The 21,576-nt window shown below is 51.7% G+C and carries 18 protein-coding genes; 12 read left to right on the forward strand and 6 right to left on the reverse strand.

What is annotated here, in order from left to right:
- Positions 1-9 precede the first annotated feature (9 nt).
- The 10 genes from dinG to AC0YOA_RS10870 all read left to right on the forward strand — a co-directional run bounded on the left by dinG (position 10) and on the right by AC0YOA_RS10870 (position 11,855).
- On the forward strand, positions 10-2,913 hold the full coding sequence (gene dinG, locus AC0YOA_RS10825) for an ATP-dependent DNA helicase DinG (protein WP_475786541.1): 2,904 nt from the start codon (positions 10-12) through the stop codon (positions 2,911-2,913).
- Positions 2,910-3,560 carry a redox-sensing transcriptional repressor Rex gene (locus AC0YOA_RS10830; protein ID WP_379114585.1) on the forward strand — a complete coding sequence of 217 codons (651 nt, stop codon included), beginning with the start codon at positions 2,910-2,912 and terminating at the stop codon, positions 3,558-3,560. The genes dinG and AC0YOA_RS10830 overlap by 4 nt, the downstream gene beginning before the upstream one ends.
- Complete coding sequence (locus tag AC0YOA_RS10835; RefSeq protein WP_475786542.1) at positions 3,541-4,842, forward strand: amidohydrolase; 1,302 nt, start codon at positions 3,541-3,543, stop codon at positions 4,840-4,842. The genes AC0YOA_RS10830 and AC0YOA_RS10835 overlap by 20 nt, the downstream gene beginning before the upstream one ends.
- Positions 4,843-4,874: 32 nt before the next feature.
- Positions 4,875-5,360, forward strand: coding sequence for a cell wall elongation regulator TseB-like domain-containing protein (locus AC0YOA_RS10840; protein ID WP_475786543.1), 486 nt, complete (start codon positions 4,875-4,877; stop codon positions 5,358-5,360).
- 150 nt (positions 5,361-5,510) lie between these two features.
- Positions 5,511-6,047, forward strand: a complete 537-nt coding sequence (locus AC0YOA_RS10845; RefSeq protein WP_475786544.1) for a hypothetical protein — start codon at positions 5,511-5,513, stop codon at positions 6,045-6,047.
- Positions 6,040-7,566 carry an AAA family ATPase gene (locus AC0YOA_RS10850; protein WP_475786545.1) on the forward strand — a complete coding sequence of 509 codons (1,527 nt, stop codon included), beginning with the start codon at positions 6,040-6,042 and terminating at the stop codon, positions 7,564-7,566. Before AC0YOA_RS10845 ends, AC0YOA_RS10850 begins: the two co-directional genes overlap by 8 nt.
- A 137-nt stretch (positions 7,567-7,703) precedes the next feature.
- Positions 7,704-8,570: a 3-hydroxyacyl-CoA dehydrogenase family protein gene (locus tag AC0YOA_RS10855; protein ID WP_379114595.1), complete on the forward strand. Its 867-nt coding sequence runs from the start codon at positions 7,704-7,706 to the stop codon at positions 8,568-8,570.
- Positions 8,567-9,772 carry an acetate kinase gene (locus AC0YOA_RS10860; RefSeq protein ID WP_475786546.1) on the forward strand — a complete coding sequence of 402 codons (1,206 nt, stop codon included), beginning with the start codon at positions 8,567-8,569 and terminating at the stop codon, positions 9,770-9,772. Before AC0YOA_RS10855 ends, AC0YOA_RS10860 begins: the two co-directional genes overlap by 4 nt.
- 37 nt (positions 9,773-9,809) lie before the next feature.
- Complete coding sequence (gene asnS / locus AC0YOA_RS10865; RefSeq protein ID WP_475786547.1) at positions 9,810-11,105, forward strand: asparagine--tRNA ligase; 1,296 nt, start codon at positions 9,810-9,812, stop codon at positions 11,103-11,105.
- Positions 11,106-11,168: 63 nt separating this feature from the next.
- Positions 11,169-11,855: a DnaD domain protein gene (locus AC0YOA_RS10870; RefSeq protein WP_210041327.1), complete on the forward strand. Its 687-nt coding sequence runs from the start codon at positions 11,169-11,171 to the stop codon at positions 11,853-11,855.
- Between the two features lie 78 nt (positions 11,856-11,933).
- Here AC0YOA_RS10870 and AC0YOA_RS10875 read toward each other — a convergent pair whose 3' ends face one another.
- The 3 genes from AC0YOA_RS10875 to AC0YOA_RS10885 are packed head-to-tail and all read right to left on the reverse strand — an operon-like array spanning position 11,934 to position 15,346.
- Entirely contained in the window at positions 11,934-12,575 is a 642-nt protein-coding gene (locus AC0YOA_RS10875; RefSeq protein ID WP_475786548.1) for an acetyltransferase, read from the reverse strand.
- Positions 12,520-13,683, reverse strand: a complete 1,164-nt coding sequence (locus tag AC0YOA_RS10880; RefSeq protein WP_475786549.1) for a DegT/DnrJ/EryC1/StrS family aminotransferase — start codon at positions 13,681-13,683, stop codon at positions 12,520-12,522. Before AC0YOA_RS10880 ends, AC0YOA_RS10875 begins: the two co-directional genes overlap by 56 nt.
- Positions 13,676-15,346 (reverse strand): glycosyltransferase, encoded by a 1,671-nt coding sequence (locus AC0YOA_RS10885; RefSeq protein WP_475786550.1) that lies wholly within the window; start codon positions 15,344-15,346, stop codon positions 13,676-13,678. The genes AC0YOA_RS10880 and AC0YOA_RS10885 overlap by 8 nt, the downstream gene beginning before the upstream one ends.
- A gap of 291 nt (positions 15,347-15,637) precedes the next feature.
- Here AC0YOA_RS10885 and AC0YOA_RS10890 point away from each other — a divergent pair, with 291 nt between their 5' ends.
- Positions 15,638-16,894, forward strand: a complete 1,257-nt coding sequence (locus tag AC0YOA_RS10890) for an FkbM family methyltransferase (RefSeq protein ID WP_475786551.1) — start codon at positions 15,638-15,640, stop codon at positions 16,892-16,894.
- Entirely contained in the window at positions 16,891-17,976 is a 1,086-nt protein-coding gene (locus AC0YOA_RS10895; RefSeq protein ID WP_475786552.1) for a glycosyltransferase, read from the forward strand. The genes AC0YOA_RS10890 and AC0YOA_RS10895 overlap by 4 nt, the downstream gene beginning before the upstream one ends.
- 73 nt (positions 17,977-18,049) lie before the next feature.
- Here AC0YOA_RS10895 and AC0YOA_RS10900 read toward each other — a convergent pair whose 3' ends face one another.
- Genes AC0YOA_RS10900 through AC0YOA_RS10910 form a run of 3 tightly spaced genes read right to left on the reverse strand, consistent with a single transcriptional unit; the run spans position 18,050 to position 21,532 of the window.
- Positions 18,050-18,733, reverse strand: a complete 684-nt coding sequence (locus AC0YOA_RS10900) for a glycosyltransferase family protein (RefSeq protein WP_475786553.1) — start codon at positions 18,731-18,733, stop codon at positions 18,050-18,052.
- 1 nt (position 18,734) lies between these two features.
- Positions 18,735-20,375 carry a glycosyltransferase gene (locus tag AC0YOA_RS10905; protein WP_475786554.1) on the reverse strand — a complete coding sequence of 547 codons (1,641 nt, stop codon included), beginning with the start codon at positions 20,373-20,375 and terminating at the stop codon, positions 18,735-18,737.
- Positions 20,376-20,380: 5 nt separating this feature from the next.
- The gene (locus AC0YOA_RS10910) at positions 20,381-21,532 is read right to left on the reverse strand and encodes a glycosyltransferase (RefSeq protein ID WP_475786555.1); all 1,152 of its coding nucleotides are present in this window, start codon (positions 21,530-21,532) and stop codon (positions 20,381-20,383) included.
- Positions 21,533-21,576 lie beyond the last annotated feature (44 nt).

The raw sequence follows: 21,576 nt of genomic DNA on the forward strand, positions 1-21,576 counted from the left end.
AATAGCCGGATGAATTATGCGGTACTGGATTTGGAAACGACCGGACATAGTGCCGGCGATGAGATTATACAGGTTGGACTTGTTATTATAGATGAATCGATGCAAATATCCCGTTCTTATAATTCATTCGTCAAGCCCACCATTGCGATCCCGCCATTTATTACCCAATTAACCGGAATCGATGAATCCATGGTTCAAAATGCGCCATCGGTGGAGGATGTGCTCCTGGAGCTCATTCCTCTGCTGGATGACGCTGTTCTGGTCGCGCATAATGTCGGCTTTGACGCCGGTTTTCTGAGCTCGGCGCTCGATCGCAGCGGCTATATGCCTTTTGCCGGAAGAAGACTGGATACCATCGACTTGCTGCGTGTCCTGTATCCGACACTTACCACGTATCAGCTGGGTGCGGTTACGGAATTATTCGGTATTGATCATGATCAGCATCATCGGGCTGACAGCGATGCAATGGCGACGGCTGAGCTGTTCATTGAGTGCTACAAGAAGCTGGAACAGCTTCCGCTTATGACGCTTGAGCGGCTAGTCAGCTTATTTGATGACGATATTGACGATATGGCCTGGTTTATCGGGCAAATGGTAACGCTTAAGGAAATGCAGGCTTCCGTTGATCTTGATGCTTATACGTACTTTCGCCAATTTGCCATGAAGGCGGGTGACTGGACGGAGGAGCAGCCTCCACGAAGCGAGGCGGGTGAGGCGGAGTCGGTTCATGATTGGTCGTTCGATGACTTTTTGACGCATATAAAAGATGGAATTCGCGCTCTGAATCCCGGTTACGAGGAGCGGGAGCCCCAGAATATGATGTTTCAGGAAGTGATCGATGCCTTCGAGCACGACCATCATTTGATGATAGAAGCAGGCACAGGCACGGGGAAATCGCTGGGTTATTTGATACCGGCTCTATACTATGGTGTCCAGCAGGGCAAAAAGATAGTCGTCAGCACACATACCATTAATCTTCAGGAACAGCTCCGCCAGCGCGATCTGCCGCTGCTGCAATCCGTTATGCCTTATCCTTTCAGGGCGGCTGTTTTTAAAGGCCGCGGGAATTATCTTTGCCTGCGAAAATATGAAGCCAAGGTACAGACGCAGGATTTTGTTTCGCGCAACGAAGACAGGATCACGGCGGCTCAGATGGTGGTATGGCTGAGCGAGACGGAGCATGGCGACCAGGAGGAGCTTAATTTCGGCAACAGGGGCAGCGATTTCTGGAGCACGGTATCAAGCGATGCCGACTCCTGCCTTAACCGAAGCTGTCCATGGTTCAAGCGCTGTTATTACCACCGGGCCAAGCAGGAGGCCAACATCGCGGATGTCGTGATCACGAACCACTCCATGCTGTTTACGGATATCCGCGCCGATCACCGCCTGCTTCCCGGTTACGATCATCTGATTGTGGACGAGGCGCATCATTTGGAGGAAGTGGCGGGCAAGCATCTGGGAACCCAGGTTTCCTATCATACCGTTCAGCATCCCATTGGCCGCTTATGCAAAGATGCGCGTAATGGCCAGCTTATTCAGCTTAGGCACAAGCTGTCCAATGAAGATATGGAACGTACGGCCAAATGGCGGGAGCAAATCGACGAAGTCGTGCCCGTATTTGGGGAACTCCGCGATGAATGGGACCGCTTGTTTGATATGCTGTTCACCTTTCTGGGCTTCAGTGCGGCAGGCGGCAAGCCGGGAAGCGCATTGGCTCAGGAGGCTTCAGGCGAATCCGGCCAGCTGGTACTGCGTCTGCGCAGCAGCCAACTGCCGGCTCAATGGTCGGAAGCACAGGCTGTGGAAGAGGTTGTCCATGGTTATCTGAGCCAAATTATCCGGCCATTGGATAAGCTCTTCACCGAGATCAAAGAAGAGCTGGATGATTCAGGGATTGCCGCGCTTGTTACGGATTTGAGCGGCACGGTCAAGGATCTGGCTAGAGCAAGGGATGATCTTCGCCAGTTTATGAAGGCCGACAAGAAAGAAATGGTTTACTGGATCGAAGCGAATAATAACTATCGGGCCAAGTCCATTCATTTGTACGCCGTGCCTGCCAATGTCAGCGAGCAGCTGCGCAATTATTTTTTTGATTTGAAACGGAGTGTTGTGCTGACCTCGGCGACATTGTCGGTGCAGAAGTCCTTCCAATATGCCTGTGAGCAGCTGGGCCTGAACCAGGATGAACAAAGCGGACGGCTTAAAACGGTTCAGCTGCCATCTCCATTTAATTACCGGGATCAGGCGCTGGTCATCATTCCGCGCAATTTTCCCGTATTGAAGGGAGCGGCGGGCGATCCGCTATTTAATGAAATGCTGATTAAATCACTGGCCGAAGCCGCTATCCAGACAAAGGGGAGAATGCTGGTTCTGTTTACCTCCTACCGCATGCTGCGCCAGGTCTATGATCCGCTCAAGGAATTGCTGGCTCCAAGCGGAATTCAACTGCTCGGCCAGGGGATTGACAGCGGGAACCGCAGCAAGCTTACGCGCAGATTTCAGCAGCAGGCGGCATCGGTGCTGCTGGGAACGAGCAGCTTCTGGGAAGGGGTCGATATTCCCGGCGATGCGCTCACCTGCCTGGCTATTGTGAGGCTGCCTTTTCAACCTCCCAATCATCCGCTCGTTGAAGCCAAATCGGAGCTGCTGCAGGAGCAGAAGCAGAATCCGTTCATGAAATTGTCCATTCCCCAGGCGGTTATCCGTTTCAAGCAGGGATTCGGACGGTTGGTCCGCACCAACCGGGACCGGGGGATTGTCCTGATTTATGATACACGGGTCATCGATACGTATTATGGCAAATATTTTCTTTACTCGCTTCCAGGGCCGAAGATTGAGCATATGCACTTGGAACAGATCGTTCCGCGAATCGGGGAATGGTTGTCCGTAGGTCAAGAAGGGGTGAAGTCATGAAGAAAATATCCGAAGCAGTCGTCCGCAGGCTCCCGGTTTATTTGCAGGTTCTCAGCGATTTGAGCAAGAGGGATGTGCAGACGGTTTCCTCCCAGGAGCTTGGGAACAAACTGGATCTGAATCCGGCCCAAATCCGCAAGGATCTCGCCTACTTCGGTGAATTCGGACGAAAGGGGATCGGTTATGATGTATCCTATCTGATAGAGAAAATCCGCCAAATCCTCAAGCTGGACCAAGGTCTGAATGTCGGGCTTGTCGGTGCCGGCAACCTGGGCCGGGCTTTGTGCAATTACAATACGTATTTAAAAGATAATATGAAAATTACCGCTGTTTTTGACGCTAATCCGGCCATGATCGGGGTAGCGATCAACAGTCTGGTCGTCATGCCCATGGATCAGTTGAAGGATATCGTCGTTGCCCGCAATATCCGCATCGGCATCATTACAGTACCTGCTGCAGAAGCGCAGAATGTAGCAGACGGATTTGTGGAAGCCGGTGTGGAGGGCATCTTGAATTTTGCCCCCACGATTCTTCGCGTCCCGGAGCATGTTCGTATCCATTATGCCGATTTTACGACGGAGCTGCTCAGCTTGGCCTATTACCTGGAAAAAGAAGGGGACGAAACGGATGAACCGGTTATGGATTGAGAACGGCACCTTTGTGACAATGAACGATAAGGCTCCCGTGTTGAAGGGGCATATGGTGGTTGAAAATGACCGCATCACTTATCTGGGCGAACAGCCGCCAAGCCCGCTGCCGGAAGGCGCGCTGCGTATGGACGGAAGCGGCCTTATCTTCATGCCAGGCCTGATAAATACGCATGGTCATGCGGCAATGTCGCTGCTGCGCGGCTACTCGGATGATCAGAATCTCCAGGTATGGCTGGAGCAGAAGATGTGGCCAATGGAGGGCAAGTATATCGATGAGGATACTCGGTGGGGTACTTCGCTTGCCGTGATCGAGATGTTGAAATCCGGCACCACAACCTTTGTGGATATGTACGACCGGATGAATATCGTGGCTGAGGTTGTGGAGCAGTCGGGTATCAGAGGGGTGTTGACGCGCGGCGTTATCGGCTTATGCCCGCCGGATGTGCAGACGGCCAAGCTGGAGGAAGCCAAGAGCTTCGCCAGAGACTGGAACGGCAAAGCGGATGGACGGATCACCACGATGATGTCCCCGCATGCACCCTATACTTGTCCTCCCGATTATATTGAACGCATTATAGCTGCGGCGCATGAGCTCGATGTCCCGTTACATACCCATATGTCCGAGACGGCTGCAGAGGTGCAGCAGAATGTCAATGACTACGGCTGCCGCCCTGTCGAGCATCTGGATAAGCTCGGATTCTTCTCGCGTCCGTCGTTCGTTGCGCATGCCGTACATTTGACGGATGAGGAAATTTCCCTGCTTGCCGCGAAAAAAGTCGGTGTATCGCATAATCCGGCCAGCAATCTGAAGCTCGCTAGCGGTGTAGCACGCGTACCGGAATTGATTCAGGCAGGTGTTACGGTTTCCTTGGGGACCGATAGCGCAGCCAGCAATAATAATCTGGATCTGTTCGACGAAATCCGGTTGGCCGCTTTGATTCATAAAGGCATCTCCGGCGATCCCACCGTTATACCGGCGTATGAGGCATTGAAGCTGGGAACTGTGAACGGGGCGAAGACCGTATGGCAGGAGAAGGAGCTGGGCACGCTCGAGGTTGGCAAGAAAGCGGATTTTATCGCGCTTGACGCGGAGCAGCCGCATTTTTATCCGCAGACCGATATGGTTTCCCATCTCGTGTATGCCGCATCGGGCCGCGATGTGAAGCATGTGTGGATTAATGGCAGACAGGTGGTTTCCGGCGGTGTTTGTCTGCTCATGGATGAGGCTAAAATACGGGCGGAAGCACAGCAAAGCTTTGAAAGGCTGCTCCATCGGTAATGCGGAGGAACCGTCAACGGCGCCCGTCCGTCATGAGCAAGGGCAAGTGGTTCCTGTCTGGTGTCGTAATCGTCATTCTGGTCCTTGTCGGATTGAACATGTACTACCGCTCTGTGCAATCCTCGCTCTGGGAGGAAGAACGCAGCATAGAAGCATCGGCGGTAAAAGCCGGTGAGCTTAAGGAAGCGACCGATTCACACAAGTTTGTCTGGGATCAGCCTGTTTGGGTTGTGCAAGGAAAGGATCAGGACGGCGATGACGCTTATGTATGGATGACGAAGGAGCCGCTCAAGCTCAAAGCCAAAGAAGGCGTGTCCGAGTCGGAGATCAAATCCCGTTTTCTGCAAAATAAACCGTCGGCGGAGCTCTATCATATTAAGCTCGGAATGCTGGGTGGAGAGCCGGTTTGGGAAGTGTTTTATTCCGGCAATGAAGCCTCCGTGCAATATAATTATTATGATTTTTATAAATTCAGAGATGGTTCATTCATCATCACTTACACATTGTCTTCTGGATAAACACCTCGTAACAGGGAATGCAGCCGCAATCGGGCCAAGCATTCCCTGTTTTTTCTCCTGCCTATCGGGTTGAAAATATGATATACTATCGTATAGCAAAGATGATAGATACAAATATATCATATCGTTCGGCAAAGGAGGCTTCATGCCATGAAAATTAAATGGATCCCCACTTTAATTACTGCTGTATTATCAGCATGCCTGCTTGTCGGCGGCTGGTATATGTACAGAAATATGGCAACTGTCAAACCATTTGAGCAGATTCTATCGCAAATCCCCGGCGTAACGGAAGCAAAGCCGGACATTAATCAAAATAGCGTAACCGTTGAACTGACGCTGGACAAGAATGCCGATGTCAGAGAGGTATATGACAAGATCACCAGTGAAGGGAAATCCGTTATTGGCAGCCGCGAGCTTCGTCTTCAAATTAAGGAGGGCACCAATCAGGACAAGTTAAATGATGTATGGTCCTCTATGCTCTTCGGAATTGCCCAGGCGATGGATCACCGCAACTATGCGGATATTCCGCAGACGCTAAAACAGGCGGAGCAGCAGTTCGACGGCATTCAGGCTGCTTCGGAAATGGATAACGAGAATGTATATATCACGTTGAAAGACGGCGATTCCGTCAAGCATGTTGTCCTGCCGAGAGCGCCGGAGCAGTTGGGAGCGTGGCCGAATGCGTAATTATATCAAGGAAATAGCGCTTGGTTTTTTCCCGGTTCTGATTTTATTTTTGCAGTTTATTGTTGGTCTGAATATGATTCCTCTTGTGTTTTTTATGGCTTTGGTCATCGGTTTGTTGTATGTCGCGCGTTCCCGCGGCAATTTGGCAACGATTGGCGGCGAGCGCAAAGGCAAGCCAAGAGCGGCTGCGCCCCTTTCTTTTGACGAAATCGGAGGTCAGGAAAGGGCCAAGCAGGAGCTCGTCGAGGCGCTTGATTTTCTCGTGCAGGAAGAGCGGATATCCAAGTTCGGAATTAGACCGCTCAAGGGTATCCTGCTTGCAGGGCCTCCCGGTACAGGCAAAACGCTGCTTGCCAAAGCGGCTGCAACCTACACCGATTCTGTCTATGTTGCAGCTTCGGGCTCCGAATTCGTGGAGATGTATGTGGGTGTCGGCGCCAGCCGGATCCGCGATTTGTTCAAGGAAGCAAGGCAGAAGGCGGCCAAAGCCGATAAGGGAAGCGCAGTTATTTTTATCGACGAGATTGATGTAATCGGCGGCAAACGCGACGGAGGTCAGCATAAGGAATACGACCAGACGCTGAATCAGCTGCTGACGGAGATGGATGGCATTCATACGGCCGACAAGCCGCGTATTCTGTTGATCGGAGCGACGAACCGCAAGGAAACGCTGGACAGCGCCCTGCTTCGTCCCGGACGGTTCGACCGGCATATCACCGTCGATCTGCCCGACAAGAAGGGCCGTGATCATATTCTGCGGATTCATGCCCGCAACAAACCGCTGCATGACGAAGTGAATCTGGGGAGGATTGCGGAGGAATCATTTGGTTTCTCCGGCGCCCAGCTCGAGAGTGTTATGAATGAATCGGCCATCTATGCGATGCGAGAGGAGAGCGAAGCTATCTCTCAGCGCCATCTGTCGATGGCGATCGATAAAGTGATGATGGGCGAGAAAACGGACCGCGAGTCGACCAAGGAGGAGCGGGAACGCGTCGCGCTTCATGAGCTTGGGCATGCCATCGCCGCAGAGCTGGTACGACCGGGAAGTGTATCGCAGGTAGCGCTGTCCCCAAGGGGGCAAGCACTCGGTTATGTGCGCCACAATCCGCAGCAGGACCATTACCTCTATACCCAGGAGTTCCTTGAAGGTCAAATTATGATCGCGCTGGGCGGGGCTGCGGCGGAAGAGTTATTCTATGGCGGCCGCAGCACCGGCTCGCGGGGCGACTTTGATCAGGCGATGAGCATTGTCCGGTCGATGGTGGAATCCGGTCTGACGGAGCTTGGCATCATAGACGGGTCCATGATGACGCCTGACCGCTGGGCGACCATTACCCGATCGATACTCGACGAGCAGATGGACAGGATCAAACAGATGCTTGCTGAACATAAGAAGGTTTTCCTGCATTCGCTTGATGTTCTTGTTGCCGAGGAAACGCTGGGCGGGGATCGCTTCCGCTCCCTGCTTCAGAATAACGAAGCAGCATCGGATGAACAGGACCAGATGAGTATGGCCTAAAATTCATATTGAGAAGACGGACTTAGGGTCCGCCTTCTTTTTTTGCGCAAAAACGTTATAATTAAGATGATACCGATTGGCACGCTCACAAATTGCTCCTGAAAAAGAAGCATTGCTGGAGGATGACATAATTGATTATGCGTAAAATAGGTGTTGTAGGCGCCGGTACCATGGGTCAAGGCATTGCCGAAATGCTGGCCTTCCATGGCCTTGAAGTTTATCTGACTGAGCATTCGGAAGAGAAACTGTCGCAGGCGCTGCTTCAGATTGAGCAGAATCTTGATCGTCAAATTGAGAAATGGGCGCTGACCCAGGCGGAGAAGAAGCTGGCGCTGAACCGGATTCATCCTACCGGTGAGCTGGCCGAGCTGGCGGGATGCGAGCTTATCATCGAGACGATCACCGAGGATCTGGAAAGCAAGAAAATGATTTTCGAGCGGCTTGATCAGCTCTGCGGACCTGAGGTTATTTTGGCCAGCAATACGTCAACGCTGAGCTTGACGGAGCTGGCCAGTGTGACCCGATATCAGCAGCGCGTCATAGGCATGCATTTTGTCTATCCGGTTAACCGGACGGATCTGGTGGAAATCGTGCGCGGGTTGAAAACCTCGGATGAAACCTTCACGCAGACCAAGGATTTTGTTGAGCATGTCATTCAAAAGAAGGGCATCATGGTATTCGAATCACCGGGGTTCGTTACCACCAGGCTGATCTGCCTGTTTATCAATGAGGCGCTTCATGTACTGGAAGAAGGCGTCGCCTCGGCCGAAGATATCGACAGCGCCATGAGGATCGGCTATGCCTTCCAGAATGGCCCTTTCGAGATGGCTGACCGCTTTGGCCTTGATGCCGTGCTGGCGGCGCTTGAACGGATGTTCCGCGAATATGGCGAGCTGAAATACCGCCCTTCCATCGTACTCAAGAAAATGGTGCGCGGAGGCCAGCTCGGTGTAAAAAGCGGCGCAGGGTTTTTCAACTATGATAAGGATGGGGTCAGGCAGTGATTATACTTGTTATGAACGCAGGCAGCTCCTCGCTGAAATATCAATTGTATAATATGGTCAATGAAGCGGTGCTTGCTCACGGCAGCGTGGAGCGCATCGGAATGGATTCGTCGATCATCACCCATGAAACGGCCGGCAAGCCGGAGACGCGGGACGTCAGCGAGATTCTCGATCATAATGCGGCTGTGAGGAAGGTCAGCGAAATGCTGACTCATCCTGAGCATGGGGTGATCCGCTCCCTGGACGAGATCAAAGCCGTAGGCCACCGGGTCGTGCATGGCGGTGAGAGCTTCAAACAATCGACCCTGGTTACGCAGGAGGTCAAGCAGGAAATCCGGCGGCTGTTTGATCTGGCACCCTTACATAATCCGCCAGCCATGATGGGCATTACAGCGGTGGAGACGAATATGCCGCAAGTGGCGCAGGTCGTCGTTTTCGATACCGCTTTTCATCAGACAATGCCGCAGGAAACCTTCCTGTACCCCATCCCGATGGTGCTGTACCGCCGCCATAAGATCCGCCGTTACGGGTTTCACGGGACGTCCCATAACTATGTCAGCCAGCAGGCGGCTGTGAAGCTTGGCAAGCCTCTGGAATCCTTGAAAATGATCACCTGCCATATTGGAAACGGAGCCAGCTGCGCCGCTATTATGAATGGACGCTCTTATGATACCAGTATGGGGCTGACGCCGCTTGAAGGTTTGATGATGGGGACGCGAAGCGGAGATCTGGACCCGGCTATTGTGCCGTTTACGATGAATAAGGAAGAGCTGACCTTGAACGAAGTGAATTCCATGCTCAACAAGCATAGCGGACTCCAGGCGATCAGCGGCATCAGCAGTGACATGCGGGAAATCACGGAAGCGATGAATGAAGGCGACAAGCAGGCGAAGCTGGCTTTTGACATGTTTACCTACAGGCTTCGCAAATATATCGGGGCCTATGCGGCGGGGATGAACGGATTGGATGTCCTCGTATTTACTGCAGGGATCGGAGAGAACTCGGTTGCTGTGAGGAAAGCGGTGTGCGATAATCTGACTTTCCTGGGGATTGAGCTCGATGACGGGCGGAATACAGAGCGGAGCAGGGAAGCCCGCTATATATCGGCAGAGAATTCGCGAGTGAGCGTACTCGTTGTTCCCACGAATGAGGAGCTTCTGATCGCACGGGATACCTATCAATTGGCGAAGCCGCTTGCTTGAGAGAGGCCGCTTCCGCTACAAAGGACGGGATAAATAGATGAGAGCATTAACGACGATTGGACAATTGGCGCAGCATACCGGCGAATCGGCATGGATCGGCTGCTGGCTCGGCGGCAAACGCTCCAGCGGCAAAATCCAGTTTTTGCAGCTTCGCGACGGAACAGGATATGTGCAGGGCGTTGTAGTCAAAAGCGAGGTACCGGAAGAAGTGTGGACAGCAGCCCAGCAGCTGACCCAGGAGAGCTCGCTGTATGTAAAGGGAGAAGTGCGTGCGGAGCCGCGCAGTCCGTCCGGCTATGAGCTGACTGTGCGGGAAATCGAGATCATCCAGCTCACGCAGGATTATCCGATTACCCCGAAGGAGCATGGGGTTGACTTTCTGATGGACCGCCGTCATCTGTGGCTGCGCTCCACCAAGCAGCGGGCGATTCTGGTTATCCGTGCCCAGATCATCCGGGCCATTCAGCAGTTCTTCGATGAGCGCGGCTTTACTCTGGTGGATCCGCCGGTGCTGACGCCGTCGTCATGCGAGGGTACGACGAATCTGTTTCATACCAAATATTTTGATGAAGACGCTTATTTGACGCAGAGCGGCCAGTTATATATGGAAGCGGCGGCTATGGCACTCGGCAAAGTGTATTCCTTTGGTCCGACCTTCCGGGCGGAGAAATCCAAAACGCGCCGTCATCTGATCGAGTTCTGGATGATTGAGCCGGAGATGGCATTTGTCGACCATGAGGAGAATCTGCGCGTCCAGGAGCAGTTTATTGCTTATGTCGTGCAGTCGGTTCTGGCGAACTGCCGCCGGGAGCTTGAGACGGTGGGACGCGACGTCTCGAAGCTGGAAGCCATTCAGGCGCCTTTCCCGCGCATTACGTATGACGAGGCCATTAAGATGCTGAACGATCAAGGCTTCGAGATTCCCTGGGGCGAGGATTTCGGCGCCCCGCATGAGACGGCTATTGCCGCAAGTTTCGATCGTCCGGTATTCATCACACATTATCCGACATCCTTCAAGGCTTTCTACATGAAGCCGGATCCGAACCGGCCGGAGGTTGTGTTATGCGCCGATATGATTGCTCCTGAAGGATATGGGGAAATTATCGGCGGCTCGCAGCGGATTGATGATCCGCAGCTGCTGGCGGAGCGCTTTGCCGAGCATGAGCTGTCAACGGAGGCCTACCAATGGTACTTGGATCTTAGAAAATATGGGACGGTACCCCATTCGGGCTTCGGGCTCGGGCTGGAACGGACGGTAGCCTGGATCTGCGGGCTGGAGCATGTCCGCGAGACGATCGCGTTCCCGCGCACCCTTTACCGATTATATCCTTAACTATATTGCTGACGACCGGTTCCAGCAGGCGGAATGACAGGTTGCAGGGCTGGAGGGCGACCTTTGAAAAATGAAATGTGGAAAGCATACGCCCGGGGAATGGCCGCCGCTATGAACAGCGGCGGCGTTGTTGTCCCTGCCGCGTTATTGCGCTCTTATAAGGCCATCGGCATTTCCGATGGCGATATGCTGCTGTTTATACAATTGATGAGCTTCAGGCAGCTGGAGCAGATTGATTTTCCCACCCCGGAGCAGCTGGCCGAGCGGCTCGGGACAAGCTCCAAGGCAGTGGGACAGCAGCTTGGAAGATTGATGAAAGAGGGGCTGCTGATGATTGATGAGGATATGGACCCCATCAGTGGTATTCCGTCAGAGCGCTACAATTGGAACGGACTTATAATCCGCTGTGCCGAATGGCTTGCTGAGGAAGCCAAGCAGGCCATTCAGTCGGACCGCGGAAAGCGGCGTTCGGCCGCAGCGAAATCAGCAGATTTGTTCTCGGTGTTCGAGCAGGAATTCGGTCGTCCGCTGTCTCCCATGGAATGCGAGACGATCAGCGCCTGGCTGGATCAGGATCATTATGCAGAAGAGCTGATTCTTTTCGCCTTGAAGGAAGCTGTGTTTGCGGGCAAGCTTCATTTCCGCTATATTGACCGCATCCTGATCGAATGGAGCCGCAACCGGGTGACCAACACGGATGAGGCAAAAGCCCACACCGCAAAATTTCGCGGCGGCCGCGGTTCATCGTAACCGCGGGCCGCTCATATTCAGAGTTGGCGGCATGAACGACGTTCGTTCATGCCGTTTTCTTTTTATCCGGGAGTCCTGTCAAGTTGACACATCTTTCTTCCATACAGCCGGCACACCGGCATATAGGGCCAATTCCCGGCAATCGTCTTTAACAAAAGCGCCTCCGCCGATAACGGACCATGCTCCGATCCTGATCTTCTCGCGGATTGAAGCGCCGGTACCGATATAGACGCCTTCTCCAACGGTGACATTGCCGCTGATATTGACACCGGGAGCTACGGTCGCATAATTTCCCAGAGATGAATCATGCCCGATTGTGCTGCAGCGGTTTACAATAACATAGCTCCCGATCTCAATGTTCACGGTCAAGACTGAGCCTTCGCACAGGATGCTGCCGGTTCCGATACGATTCCTCTTGGAAATTCGCACTGCGGGATGGATAAGCGGAGGTGCAGGATCAAAGCCGGCCGCGATTGTTTTGTCTGCGAGCCTTCGTTTTAACGCCGGACTTCCTACGCCTGCAATGACAATTTGGATGCGCTCCTTAAGATGACCGATGTCGCCAAGATCGCCGAGTACAGGGTGATCGTCCACAACGATCCCTCTCATTTCCGGACGTTCGTCGAGGAAACCCATAACAGGAAGCCCAAGCTGGTCGCATAAATCAAGAACTTCCCTCGCTTGGCCCCCGCATCCCCATATAACCAGCTCTTTCAACATTATCGACCTCCCGAACGATCCTTTCCACATGCCCGGCGTCCATTTCCTCCCATAGGGGCAGGCTCAGGATGCGGCCGGCAACTTGTTCTGTCATATCGAGCGGCCCTGAAGGGCAATGTGCAAACATGGTCTGACGATGGCAGGCGGGGGAGAAATAAGTCCGGGATTGCACCCCTTGACCGGCAAGTCCCTGGACATAATCCGTATTGCGTTGGTTTTCGGGACAAAGCACAGGCAGAAAGGAGGATCCGATCCCCCCCTTTACTTGCTGAGTGCGCCAGCCTCTGTTCATTAACCCTTTTTGGTCCATTTGCTCCAGATAAAGATTATATACCCTGCGTCTTTCCATGGTTTTGCTTGCAAACCTGTCCAATGTGGATATTCCGACTGCTGCAGCGAATTCGGGCAGCTTGCCGTTCATTCCCGGCATAGTCGATTCCCGGTTATCGGAAAATCCGAAGTTCGCCGCCTTCCGTATGTCGGCGACCAGCTCCGCATCGGCACTGTATACGAGGCCTCCCTCTCCGATGCCAAATGTTTTGGTGGCGTGAAAGCTGTATATCACAGCACCCGTGAAACCTCTGCCGAAATGACCATCAGGGCAGGTGGAGCCCATGCTTGCAGCCGCATCGACGACTACGGGAATTCCTTTTTGCTGCCAGTAATCGTATACGGACAAATCCATGCAGGTGCCGAACGCGGCATAGGGGACGATAACGGCAACCTGGTTGGAAAGTCTGTTGATTGCTTCCTCGAGCCGATTCTCATCCATACACCAGTCGCCGGGCCTGATATCCACAAAATAAGGCTCCAGCCCGCACCACATGGCGGCAAGCGGAGCCGCCGGAAACGTGAAGCTGGGCATCAGGGCGAATTTCGCCCCGGAGCGCTTGCAGCGCGAAATGGCCAGCATGAGCCCTGTTGTGGCATTATTGACGGTAGTCAGCTTACCAGCATCATCAAACAGCTCGGATAATAGCCGATTCTCGAATCGTTCGTTCAGCGGGCCATAATTGCTGTAGATCCGGGAGAGGTCCATTTCAGCGAGCAAATCCAGATAATCTTCTTTTTTGACCAGGTTGGGTTTTAAAAAGGGGATTTCAGTCATGTCTGAAGATCCTTTCCAAGTTTTTTTTCACGACGTACAAGTTATCCGACTCCGATAATCCAACCTTTTTCGCTTCCTCGATCCCATAGGCGGCAGACAAGTTGAAGAGGCTAACGTCAAACCCGGCTCCCATCAGCCGTTCCATATAATCTTCCTTTGCATAAAGCCGAACGTGATCGTCCTGTCCGAATAAAGCACGTCTGCCTTCGGGTGTCGTAACGGTTTCATCCTCCAAAGTCTGCTCCTGACTCAAAGCTATCGGTACCTGAACAAGTCCCCAGCCTCCAGGCTTAAGCACCCGGTGAAGCTCCTGCATCGCGAGTGTATCGCTGGGAATATGCTCAAGAACGTGGCTGCATATAATGGCGTCGAAGCAGTTATCAGGGTAGGGTATGGACGTAATGTCCATATCCTCTATTTCCTCGTCGGTTGGCTCCAATTGGCCGTATGTGCTTTCGATATGCGGGTACTGCTTGAGCCAGCGGCGTAAATTGGGCTCCGGAGCGATGTGCAGCAATTTATGGGGACGAAGCAGGAGTTCGGTTTCCCTCTCGATATACTCCCGAAACAGCCGCTCACGGTCCAAAGCATGGCATACCGGACAGAGAGCTGTTTCTTTATTCCACATTTCATACGCGATGCCGGGAGAATCAAAGTGATCCGGCCATGGAAGAAAAGCATCGAACTTCTGCCGGCAGAATGCACAGGCATGCTTTGAGCCAAGAGGCCGGACGATTGCCCCCATACAAGACGCGATCGTGGATTCAATGGGATGGCTCTGCAGCATCTCCTCACGGCCGGCATCGATTACTGATTGCAAAATATAGGTGGAATTCCGCAAATAGGATAGCAGCGCGCTCTTGTAATCCCGCTCGGAAGGTATAAAACCATTTGTCCGGGTATCTTGAATAAGCTGAAACCACTGCTCCACAGAGGGAAGGATCATCCCAAGATCGTTCTGATTTTGCGAGGAATGCTGACGAAAGCAGCTTAAAGGCTCGGCGAGGTATACGGCGTTTCCTTTGCCCAGAAGATGCAGCCAGGAAGCCAGGTCGTTAATGCATACATATTTATAGCCCTGATAGTGTCCGAACTTTTCAGTTAAATCATGTTTTCGGAATAGTACTGTTGTCGGCTCGCCGATAATGTTCAGGCCGTTCAGCAAGCAATAATTGCCAAGCTCCTTGCCGCTCATAAGAATGTCCGCTTGCGAGATTCGAGCCGTACTGACGATGTCCGGCAGCGTTTCTCCGTGTTCGTCTATTCTTTTTCTGTAAGAAGTAACGAGCGTCACATCCGGTTTGCTGATAAGCCAACGAGCCATTTTCTCTATTTTTTCAGGATGAAACAAATCGTCATCGTTCAGAAAATTGATGTATTCTCCGGATGCCAGCTCCAGACACCGCAGGAAATTGTCTTCTCTTAAATTTTTTTCGTTGCGGAAGTATCGGATTTTGGGGTGCTTGGATAAATACGGCTTGATCATATCCTGAACTCCGTTATGAGAGCTGTCGTCGCAAATGATGATTTCCGTATATGGATAGGTTTGATTCAGCGCGCTCCGCAGCGCAAGCTCCAGGAGATGCGGCCTGTTATAAGCAGGAATCAAGATACTGACAAGCGGCAAACCTGTAGCAGGCATCTCTTTCTCCTTATGGATCATCCATTTGAAGCTCCTTTGCATAATTTTTTGGACATTCTTCTGTTAAAAAAGTGTATGCGTGAGCGGCTTGAATGGAAACTCATTTATGTAAAAATTGGCGATAGCAGGGGATTGCCGATAGGTGCATACCGTTTCCGCGGAACATTGCCTGTCATACTCTGATTCAGGGGGACTAACGCGTACGGGTAAGCCTATCATTTGAAAGGTTGTGAGCTTGAAGCGATGACGGATAATGCCGAGTCAGTGGAAAGAGTTTTAAAAGAAGGGCTTATTGCAGACAGCAGAAACGGAATGCATTTGTATAAACTCGGCGTTCTCTGCTATTATCTTGGACGTTTCCAGGAGGCTGTGTACTATTATGCAAAAGCGGTTGAAGTATCTCCCGATCCGGACCTCAGGAGAAAGTGGACTCAGGAGCTGCTCGAGGCAGAGCGTTCGGTTCAGTACGATGCAGGGAAGGGAGCCTGCAAACCCGCAGATTTTTTGGACTCGCTGGTCATAGAGCTGCTGGAAAATTCGGCCAACGAGCATTTCTATAATATCGATATCGAACTGTTTGAATTGATGCACGTTCCTCCGTCGGATGCGATCGTTGTCAATACGGTTCAGGAACAGACAGGCATCTTGAAGCATTTGACCGGGATTTCCAGACTCTATGCTCTTCTGGCCGACCAGCCCTCGCGTGATCTGCTCGTCAAGCTGATGGCATTCCGCATATTGGGCAATAAAAAAGTAAAGCTGCCTTTAAACTCGCCCGAGTATTGGAGCAGCAGACAATTTGTAAGGGAATTGGGCATGGCCGAGGACACAATCAGGACCCCTTATCATCAATGGGATTTGCAGCGGTTTGATCTGCGTCCATTGGGCTATGAGCTTGAGCTGTATGGTTTATCGGTCGGCTTGAGCGCCACGTTCGCCGAGAAACAGTATGAATATGCAAATCCGCCTTTTCGAATCAAAGCTGACCCTGGCGATATTGTGATTGACGCCGGCGGGTGTTTCGGAGACACGGCGCTTTATTTCGCGCATGAAGTCGGGCCTGAGGGTCATGTCTATACAATTGAGTTCATACCGAGCAATTTGATGATTATGGAACGCAACCTGTCCATGAATGCACAGCTTCAAGATTGTATTTCAATCGTGGAGCGTCCTGTCTGGAGCCATTCGGAACAATTGCTGTACTATGCGGATCAGGGACCGGCCAGTTTTGTTTCGTTTAACAGAATTCCGGAGGCATGTGAAGAGACGTTGACTCTATCAATCGACGATCTGGTCCTGGAAAGAAGTATTCAAAAGGTGGATTTTATCAAAATGGATGTCGAAGGCGCCGAATTGAACGCCTTGAAGGGAGCCAGGAAGACGTTGGAGGCGTTCAGTCCAAAGCTGGCCATCACCATTTATCATCAAATAAGCGATTTCGAGGATATTGCACAATATATTGACGACTTGCAATTAGGCTATCGCTTTTATTTGGGACATTATACGATCTATGCGCAGGAGACGGTCCTCTTTGCGGTATCTCCCGGATTGGAGGTGAGCGCTCCATGACAGCAGAAGGGCAGGATTCTTCTTACCTATCCTCTTCGCGCCGTCTGGCTGTGATCGATACCAGATTCCCCTGGAAATTGAGCGGGTTCCGTTATTGGGAAAGCATGGAGCTGTTCAGCCAAAAACCGGATACGCTTTTCTTTGCAGCTGAACCGTTTGATGACAGCTTTCCCGCCCCTGTGCATCCCTTTTCCGAATTTACCCGGATTGCGGCATCGGAGGGCATTACCGATGTTTATTGTGTTTTTCTAAACCTTACATTAAGCTTGTTGGGCAAGTGCTTTCTGCCGGATGGAAGCTACATGCCTGGCTCGAATCCGTATTGGAACATCAAGCCGTTTATGGATGAGCGGAAAATCAGGCTCCATACGACGATATATCCCGGGGGAGGGTTTGTCCCGTGGACGCAAGCGGAGTATCTGCGCATCGCCGCCCGGCATAGTTCGACGGTGTTTACAAATATAGAGGAAGTGCTGAAGGCTGTTCCGGGGAGTCTGTACCATCCGGTTGTCATTAATACCGATTTGTATAACTATTCGGAGAAATCGATCAGCTCCCCGATACAATTAACTTTCTGCGCCTATAATTCCGTAAGAAAAGGATTTCCCTTATTAGCCGAGGCCTTCAATGGGCTTCCGGATGGGTTTCATTTGAATCTGGTCGGCGACTGGTACGATCATTTGCATTTGCTGAAGAATACGGGCTATACCTGCTATGGGGTATTAAGTCCGGAAGAATTAAAATCCGTTTACGAGAAAACGCATGTGTTTCTGAACTGCAGTACGGTCGATCAGTTTGCCTTGGACGGGTTTCCCACGACGGCGGCTGTCGATGCGATGTCGACCGGCTGCATTCTTGTTTCGACTAATCCCCGGAATGACCGGTTCAACCTCGAAGCCGGCGTGGATTTTATCGAAGTGGCGCCAAGCGGGCAAGCCTTTGTCGATGCGCTCCTATGGATTAAGGCGAACTTAGGGGAGGCATTGAGGATTGGAATAAGCGGGTCCCATAAAATCAAGACAAAGTTTGACTCCAAACAGATTGTGAAATCCAAGCTGTCCTACATCTTCAGAGAAAGTTAAGCTGTCTGCCCATAACGACGAAGCCGGTTTATCCATGAAGGAGACCGGCTTCGTCGTTTGTCATGCAGTGTCGTCATGTTCGCGTTTCCGGGCGGAAATAATTCAGGCAAAATGTTCTCCTGTCTTGACGATAGGATTCACCGAGCGGCGTGATGTCGCAATCATGCCAGCACCATGGTTCTTGTTGATAAGGAACGGCGACATGATAACCGGCACGGAGAAACTCCATGCATTGCGATGTATCATAGAAATGCCAGCCGCCGAATAGATCCTCGCGCCACCGGATATCGTATTGCGTTGCCATCAGCAGACCGTCCACCGCCTGGACCCTGGTTAAGCCTCCATCAACCCCTCCCCAATCGGATAACACCGCTTTTCCGCTTATGGAGTCATAGATTTTCCCGACCTTCTCGCTTGTTCCCCACCAGACGCCGCTTACAGGAAGCGTTTTTGCGCCGACAACGCCAAGAAGCCCGATATCCGGGTTATTTTCAAACAAATTGATCAGGTCGATAAAAAAATTCCGGTGCAAAATGAGCACATCCAGGTGAAGATAGATTTTATACTTGGCATCGGTACTGCTCATTGCCTGATTATAGCCGGCGGCCATACCTTCGGCTTGCCTCACGGCAATCGGTTCGACTGTGAACCCGGACGGAACCTTCAGTGCCGTAATGAATGTCAGACATTCCGCATATTTGGCTTCATTATTAACACAGCTGATGACGGCAATTTTCCGAGGGTCCTTACCGTTCATATCAGCCGGTTCCCTTCAACAGTTTTTGGAGGAGCTCCTCCTTGGAATCAAATATCCCGTTGTCGACCAGAATGTCAGCGACGATAGAAGCGGTTTTCGCGGGAAAGACAAGATCCTGTCCGACAACTTCGGCCAAATCCTGTTCGCTTACATCATGCTGCCGGAACATTTCAACCAGTGCCTTACGACTTTCTTCCATTTCAATATCCCATTCGATCCGGCGGACTATGGATTTCAGCCTCTCATTGGCTTCAGTCCGTGCTGTTGTGATTAGCGGCTGTTTCTTATAGGCCTTCACCAAATATTGATACGTGCGCCATTCTTCTTGCATCTCGCTGCCCAATAGACCCGCCATGTTCTCCATCCATGTCTCGTCTTCCTCCGAAGGCTGGATGATGTTGCGGCGGAACTGCAAGTAGGCATAACCGGTTCCGGCGAATAAGCGCTCGATGCCGGTGCGGGTAAAGAATCGAAGATGCGTCACGTCCAGAAGGCCTCTGTCCGTATAATTCCATTGACCCTTCAGCAGATCGCGGATAACTGAATAATGGCCGACATTGGGAATGCTGGCCAGCAGTTTGCCTTCTTCTTTCAGAAGCGGAAGTACCTTCTGGACAATATTCCAGGGTTCCATTAAATGCTCAAGGACATCCGCACAGATGATATAGTCAAAATAAAGCCCGGGATATTCGATGTCCATCGTTTCGATATTTCCGGTGCGGACCTTTGCAAATCCGGAAGCAATATCAGCTGCATTCGAATTCAACTCAATCCCGTGCAGCTCGGCATTCGGATACCAATTTTTAAGCTCGAGCAGCGTAGCTCCGCAGGCACAGCCGATTTCAAGCACCCGAAGCGGCTCCGCTGAAGGCTCGTCGAGAAGCTGTAAAATTTCATGACGGATAAGCAGGGAATATTCCGGGCTGAAGCCCCATTTCTCATTAAACTTCTGGCTATTAGTTTGCATAAGCCCGATATAAGCCTGCGGGTCACCCTTGAATGAGGCGCTGCCTTCGTGATGGATGAATGTATCCGTGCAAATCATAAGCCGGTAGCCGGCATTGCGGATACGAAGACAATAGTCGTCATCCTCGTAATTGCCTGGCGTGAACTGCTCATCCAGGAAGCCGACTGCATCGTAAACCTCCCGCTTCATCAGCAGGCAAAAGCCGATCAGCTTGAGGCGTTCCTCCCATTTTGAAGGATCAGAACGATTATATTGTTCGGCGAACGGGATCATTTCATCCAACGAGCTGTAAGGCACTTCCAGGGCGGAATAATAAGCCGCAGCGTTGGTGACGGGACCAACCGCGCCGATTTCTCCGCGGCTGTAAAGGCAGGCGAGAAGCTGGTCGAGCCATCTTGGCGTAAGGACCGTATCATTGTTGAGCAGGAGCAGATTCTCTCCTGTGGCCAGCTCCATCCCTTGGTTGCAGCCTTTCGGAAAACCGAGATTTTCTTGATTATAGACGACCTTAAGGTCCGGTTGATCTTGAAGCCACTTCACGGTTCCGTCGTACGAGCCGTTATCGACCACAATCAGTTCATAAGCATCCGGCGGCGTATATGCCTGAATGCTTTCTATGCACTTCTGTGTATAAGGAAGTCCGTTACATGTCAGGACTATGATGCTCGTCTTCACGGGGATCATCCGCCTCCTTCGTTTTTATCTTTAATTGCCGCTGTTTCTGCCGCAGCCTTGGTTTCTGCGGCTTCCAGTGACCGGAGAGCACCTTCCAACTGGCTTTTGTTGGCAAGCAGATTCGCATCGCCGGGCAAGTATTCAAGGGCTTTTTCAGTATGTTCGCAGGCTTTGTCCAGCTGACCGAGCTTCCCGTAACAGATTGCCAGCTGCACGTGCGGCGCCCAGGTCCAGCATATTTTGTTCATTAATCCGAAATGGTTCGGGGGCATTTCCCGTGCGAGCGCCATCTCATACCAAAATATGGCCTTCTCATAATCGCTGTGCTCCTCGTGCCAATAGGCAATTCTGCAGCAAATATCCGCGCGGGGGAGGTCATACTCGAAGGATTTGAGCAGGCTCTGCAGTTCCTTCTTCGCATCGCCTTTTGCATGATAACAATGCGCAAGCTGTCCGCAGGCTGCGTGGTGGTCTTCAAAATAATCGACTTCTCTCCTTAAGAAGGATTCATAGCTGTCAATCGCCTCATCCCAGCGTTTGTGATCCATGAGCTCATTAGAATAATAGAAATGGACCCGGGCGCTCATGTTCCCCTGTTCTTTGCGGATCGTTTCTTCCAGTATCGAAATATTCCGAAGCGGGTCTTTATGCTCGCGCATAGGCGCGTGGGTAACTTCAATGCCGGAAGACAGCGCCCTGCCGTCGACAACGAGCACTTCATGCACTGGGTTGACCCATTGAAAACTTCGCCGACGTTTAACCAGCCGGTTGCGGCGTGTGAACAGCTGGGCATTTCCCTGAAAGTCCCGGGACAGGACGTAATCCATCAGGACCGTGTCGTAATCGGAAGTCAGGTCGTTTTTCAATTTCAGGAACGCCTGCCGGTCCTTCTCCAGCAAAACATCATCCGCATCAAGCCAGCAAATATAATCTTTGGTAGCATGGCTGAAGGAAAAATTGCGCGCGGCGGCAAAATCGTGAATCCATTCGAAGTCGTATATATGATTCGTATACCTGGATACGATTTCTTTCGTATGGTCCGACGATCCGGTATCGACGATAATAATTTCGTCCATCAAATCCGCAACCGAATCGAGACATCGTGCGATTACCTTCTCTTCATTACGCACGATCATGCATAAACTGACCGAAATCAATTCAATCCACCCTTTCCAGTGCGTAAATAGGTAAAAAATGAAGC

This window comes from Paenibacillus sp. JT22N12, from assembly GCF_056269365.1.

Bases quoted from the DNA above. Each gene is read 5' to 3' on its own strand.
- dinG (WP_475786541.1), top strand. From the start codon at position 10: ATGAATTATGCGGTACTGGATTTGGAAACGACCGGACATAGTGCCGGC.
- AC0YOA_RS10830 (WP_379114585.1), top strand. From the start codon at position 2,910: ATGAAGAAAATATCCGAAGCAGTCGTCCGCAGGCTCCCGGTTTATTTG.
- AC0YOA_RS10835 (WP_475786542.1), top strand. From the start codon at position 3,541: ATGAACCGGTTATGGATTGAGAACGGCACCTTTGTGACAATGAACGAT.
- AC0YOA_RS10840 (WP_475786543.1), top strand. From the start codon at position 4,875: ATGAGCAAGGGCAAGTGGTTCCTGTCTGGTGTCGTAATCGTCATTCTG.
- AC0YOA_RS10845 (WP_475786544.1), top strand. From the start codon at position 5,511: ATGAAAATTAAATGGATCCCCACTTTAATTACTGCTGTATTATCAGCA.
- AC0YOA_RS10850 (WP_475786545.1), top strand. From the start codon at position 6,040: ATGCGTAATTATATCAAGGAAATAGCGCTTGGTTTTTTCCCGGTTCTG.
- AC0YOA_RS10855 (WP_379114595.1), top strand. From the start codon at position 7,704: ATGCGTAAAATAGGTGTTGTAGGCGCCGGTACCATGGGTCAAGGCATT.
- asnS (WP_475786547.1), top strand. From the start codon at position 9,810: ATGAGAGCATTAACGACGATTGGACAATTGGCGCAGCATACCGGCGAA.
- AC0YOA_RS10875 (WP_475786548.1), bottom strand. From the start codon at position 12,575: ATGTTGAAAGAGCTGGTTATATGGGGATGCGGGGGCCAAGCGAGGGAA.
- AC0YOA_RS10880 (WP_475786549.1), bottom strand. From the start codon at position 13,683: ATGACTGAAATCCCCTTTTTAAAACCCAACCTGGTCAAAAAAGAAGAT.
- AC0YOA_RS10885 (WP_475786550.1), bottom strand. From the start codon at position 15,346: ATGATCCATAAGGAGAAAGAGATGCCTGCTACAGGTTTGCCGCTTGTC.
- AC0YOA_RS10890 (WP_475786551.1), top strand. From the start codon at position 15,638: ATGCATTTGTATAAACTCGGCGTTCTCTGCTATTATCTTGGACGTTTC.
- AC0YOA_RS10895 (WP_475786552.1), top strand. From the start codon at position 16,891: ATGACAGCAGAAGGGCAGGATTCTTCTTACCTATCCTCTTCGCGCCGT.
- AC0YOA_RS10900 (WP_475786553.1), bottom strand. From the start codon at position 18,733: ATGAACGGTAAGGACCCTCGGAAAATTGCCGTCATCAGCTGTGTTAAT.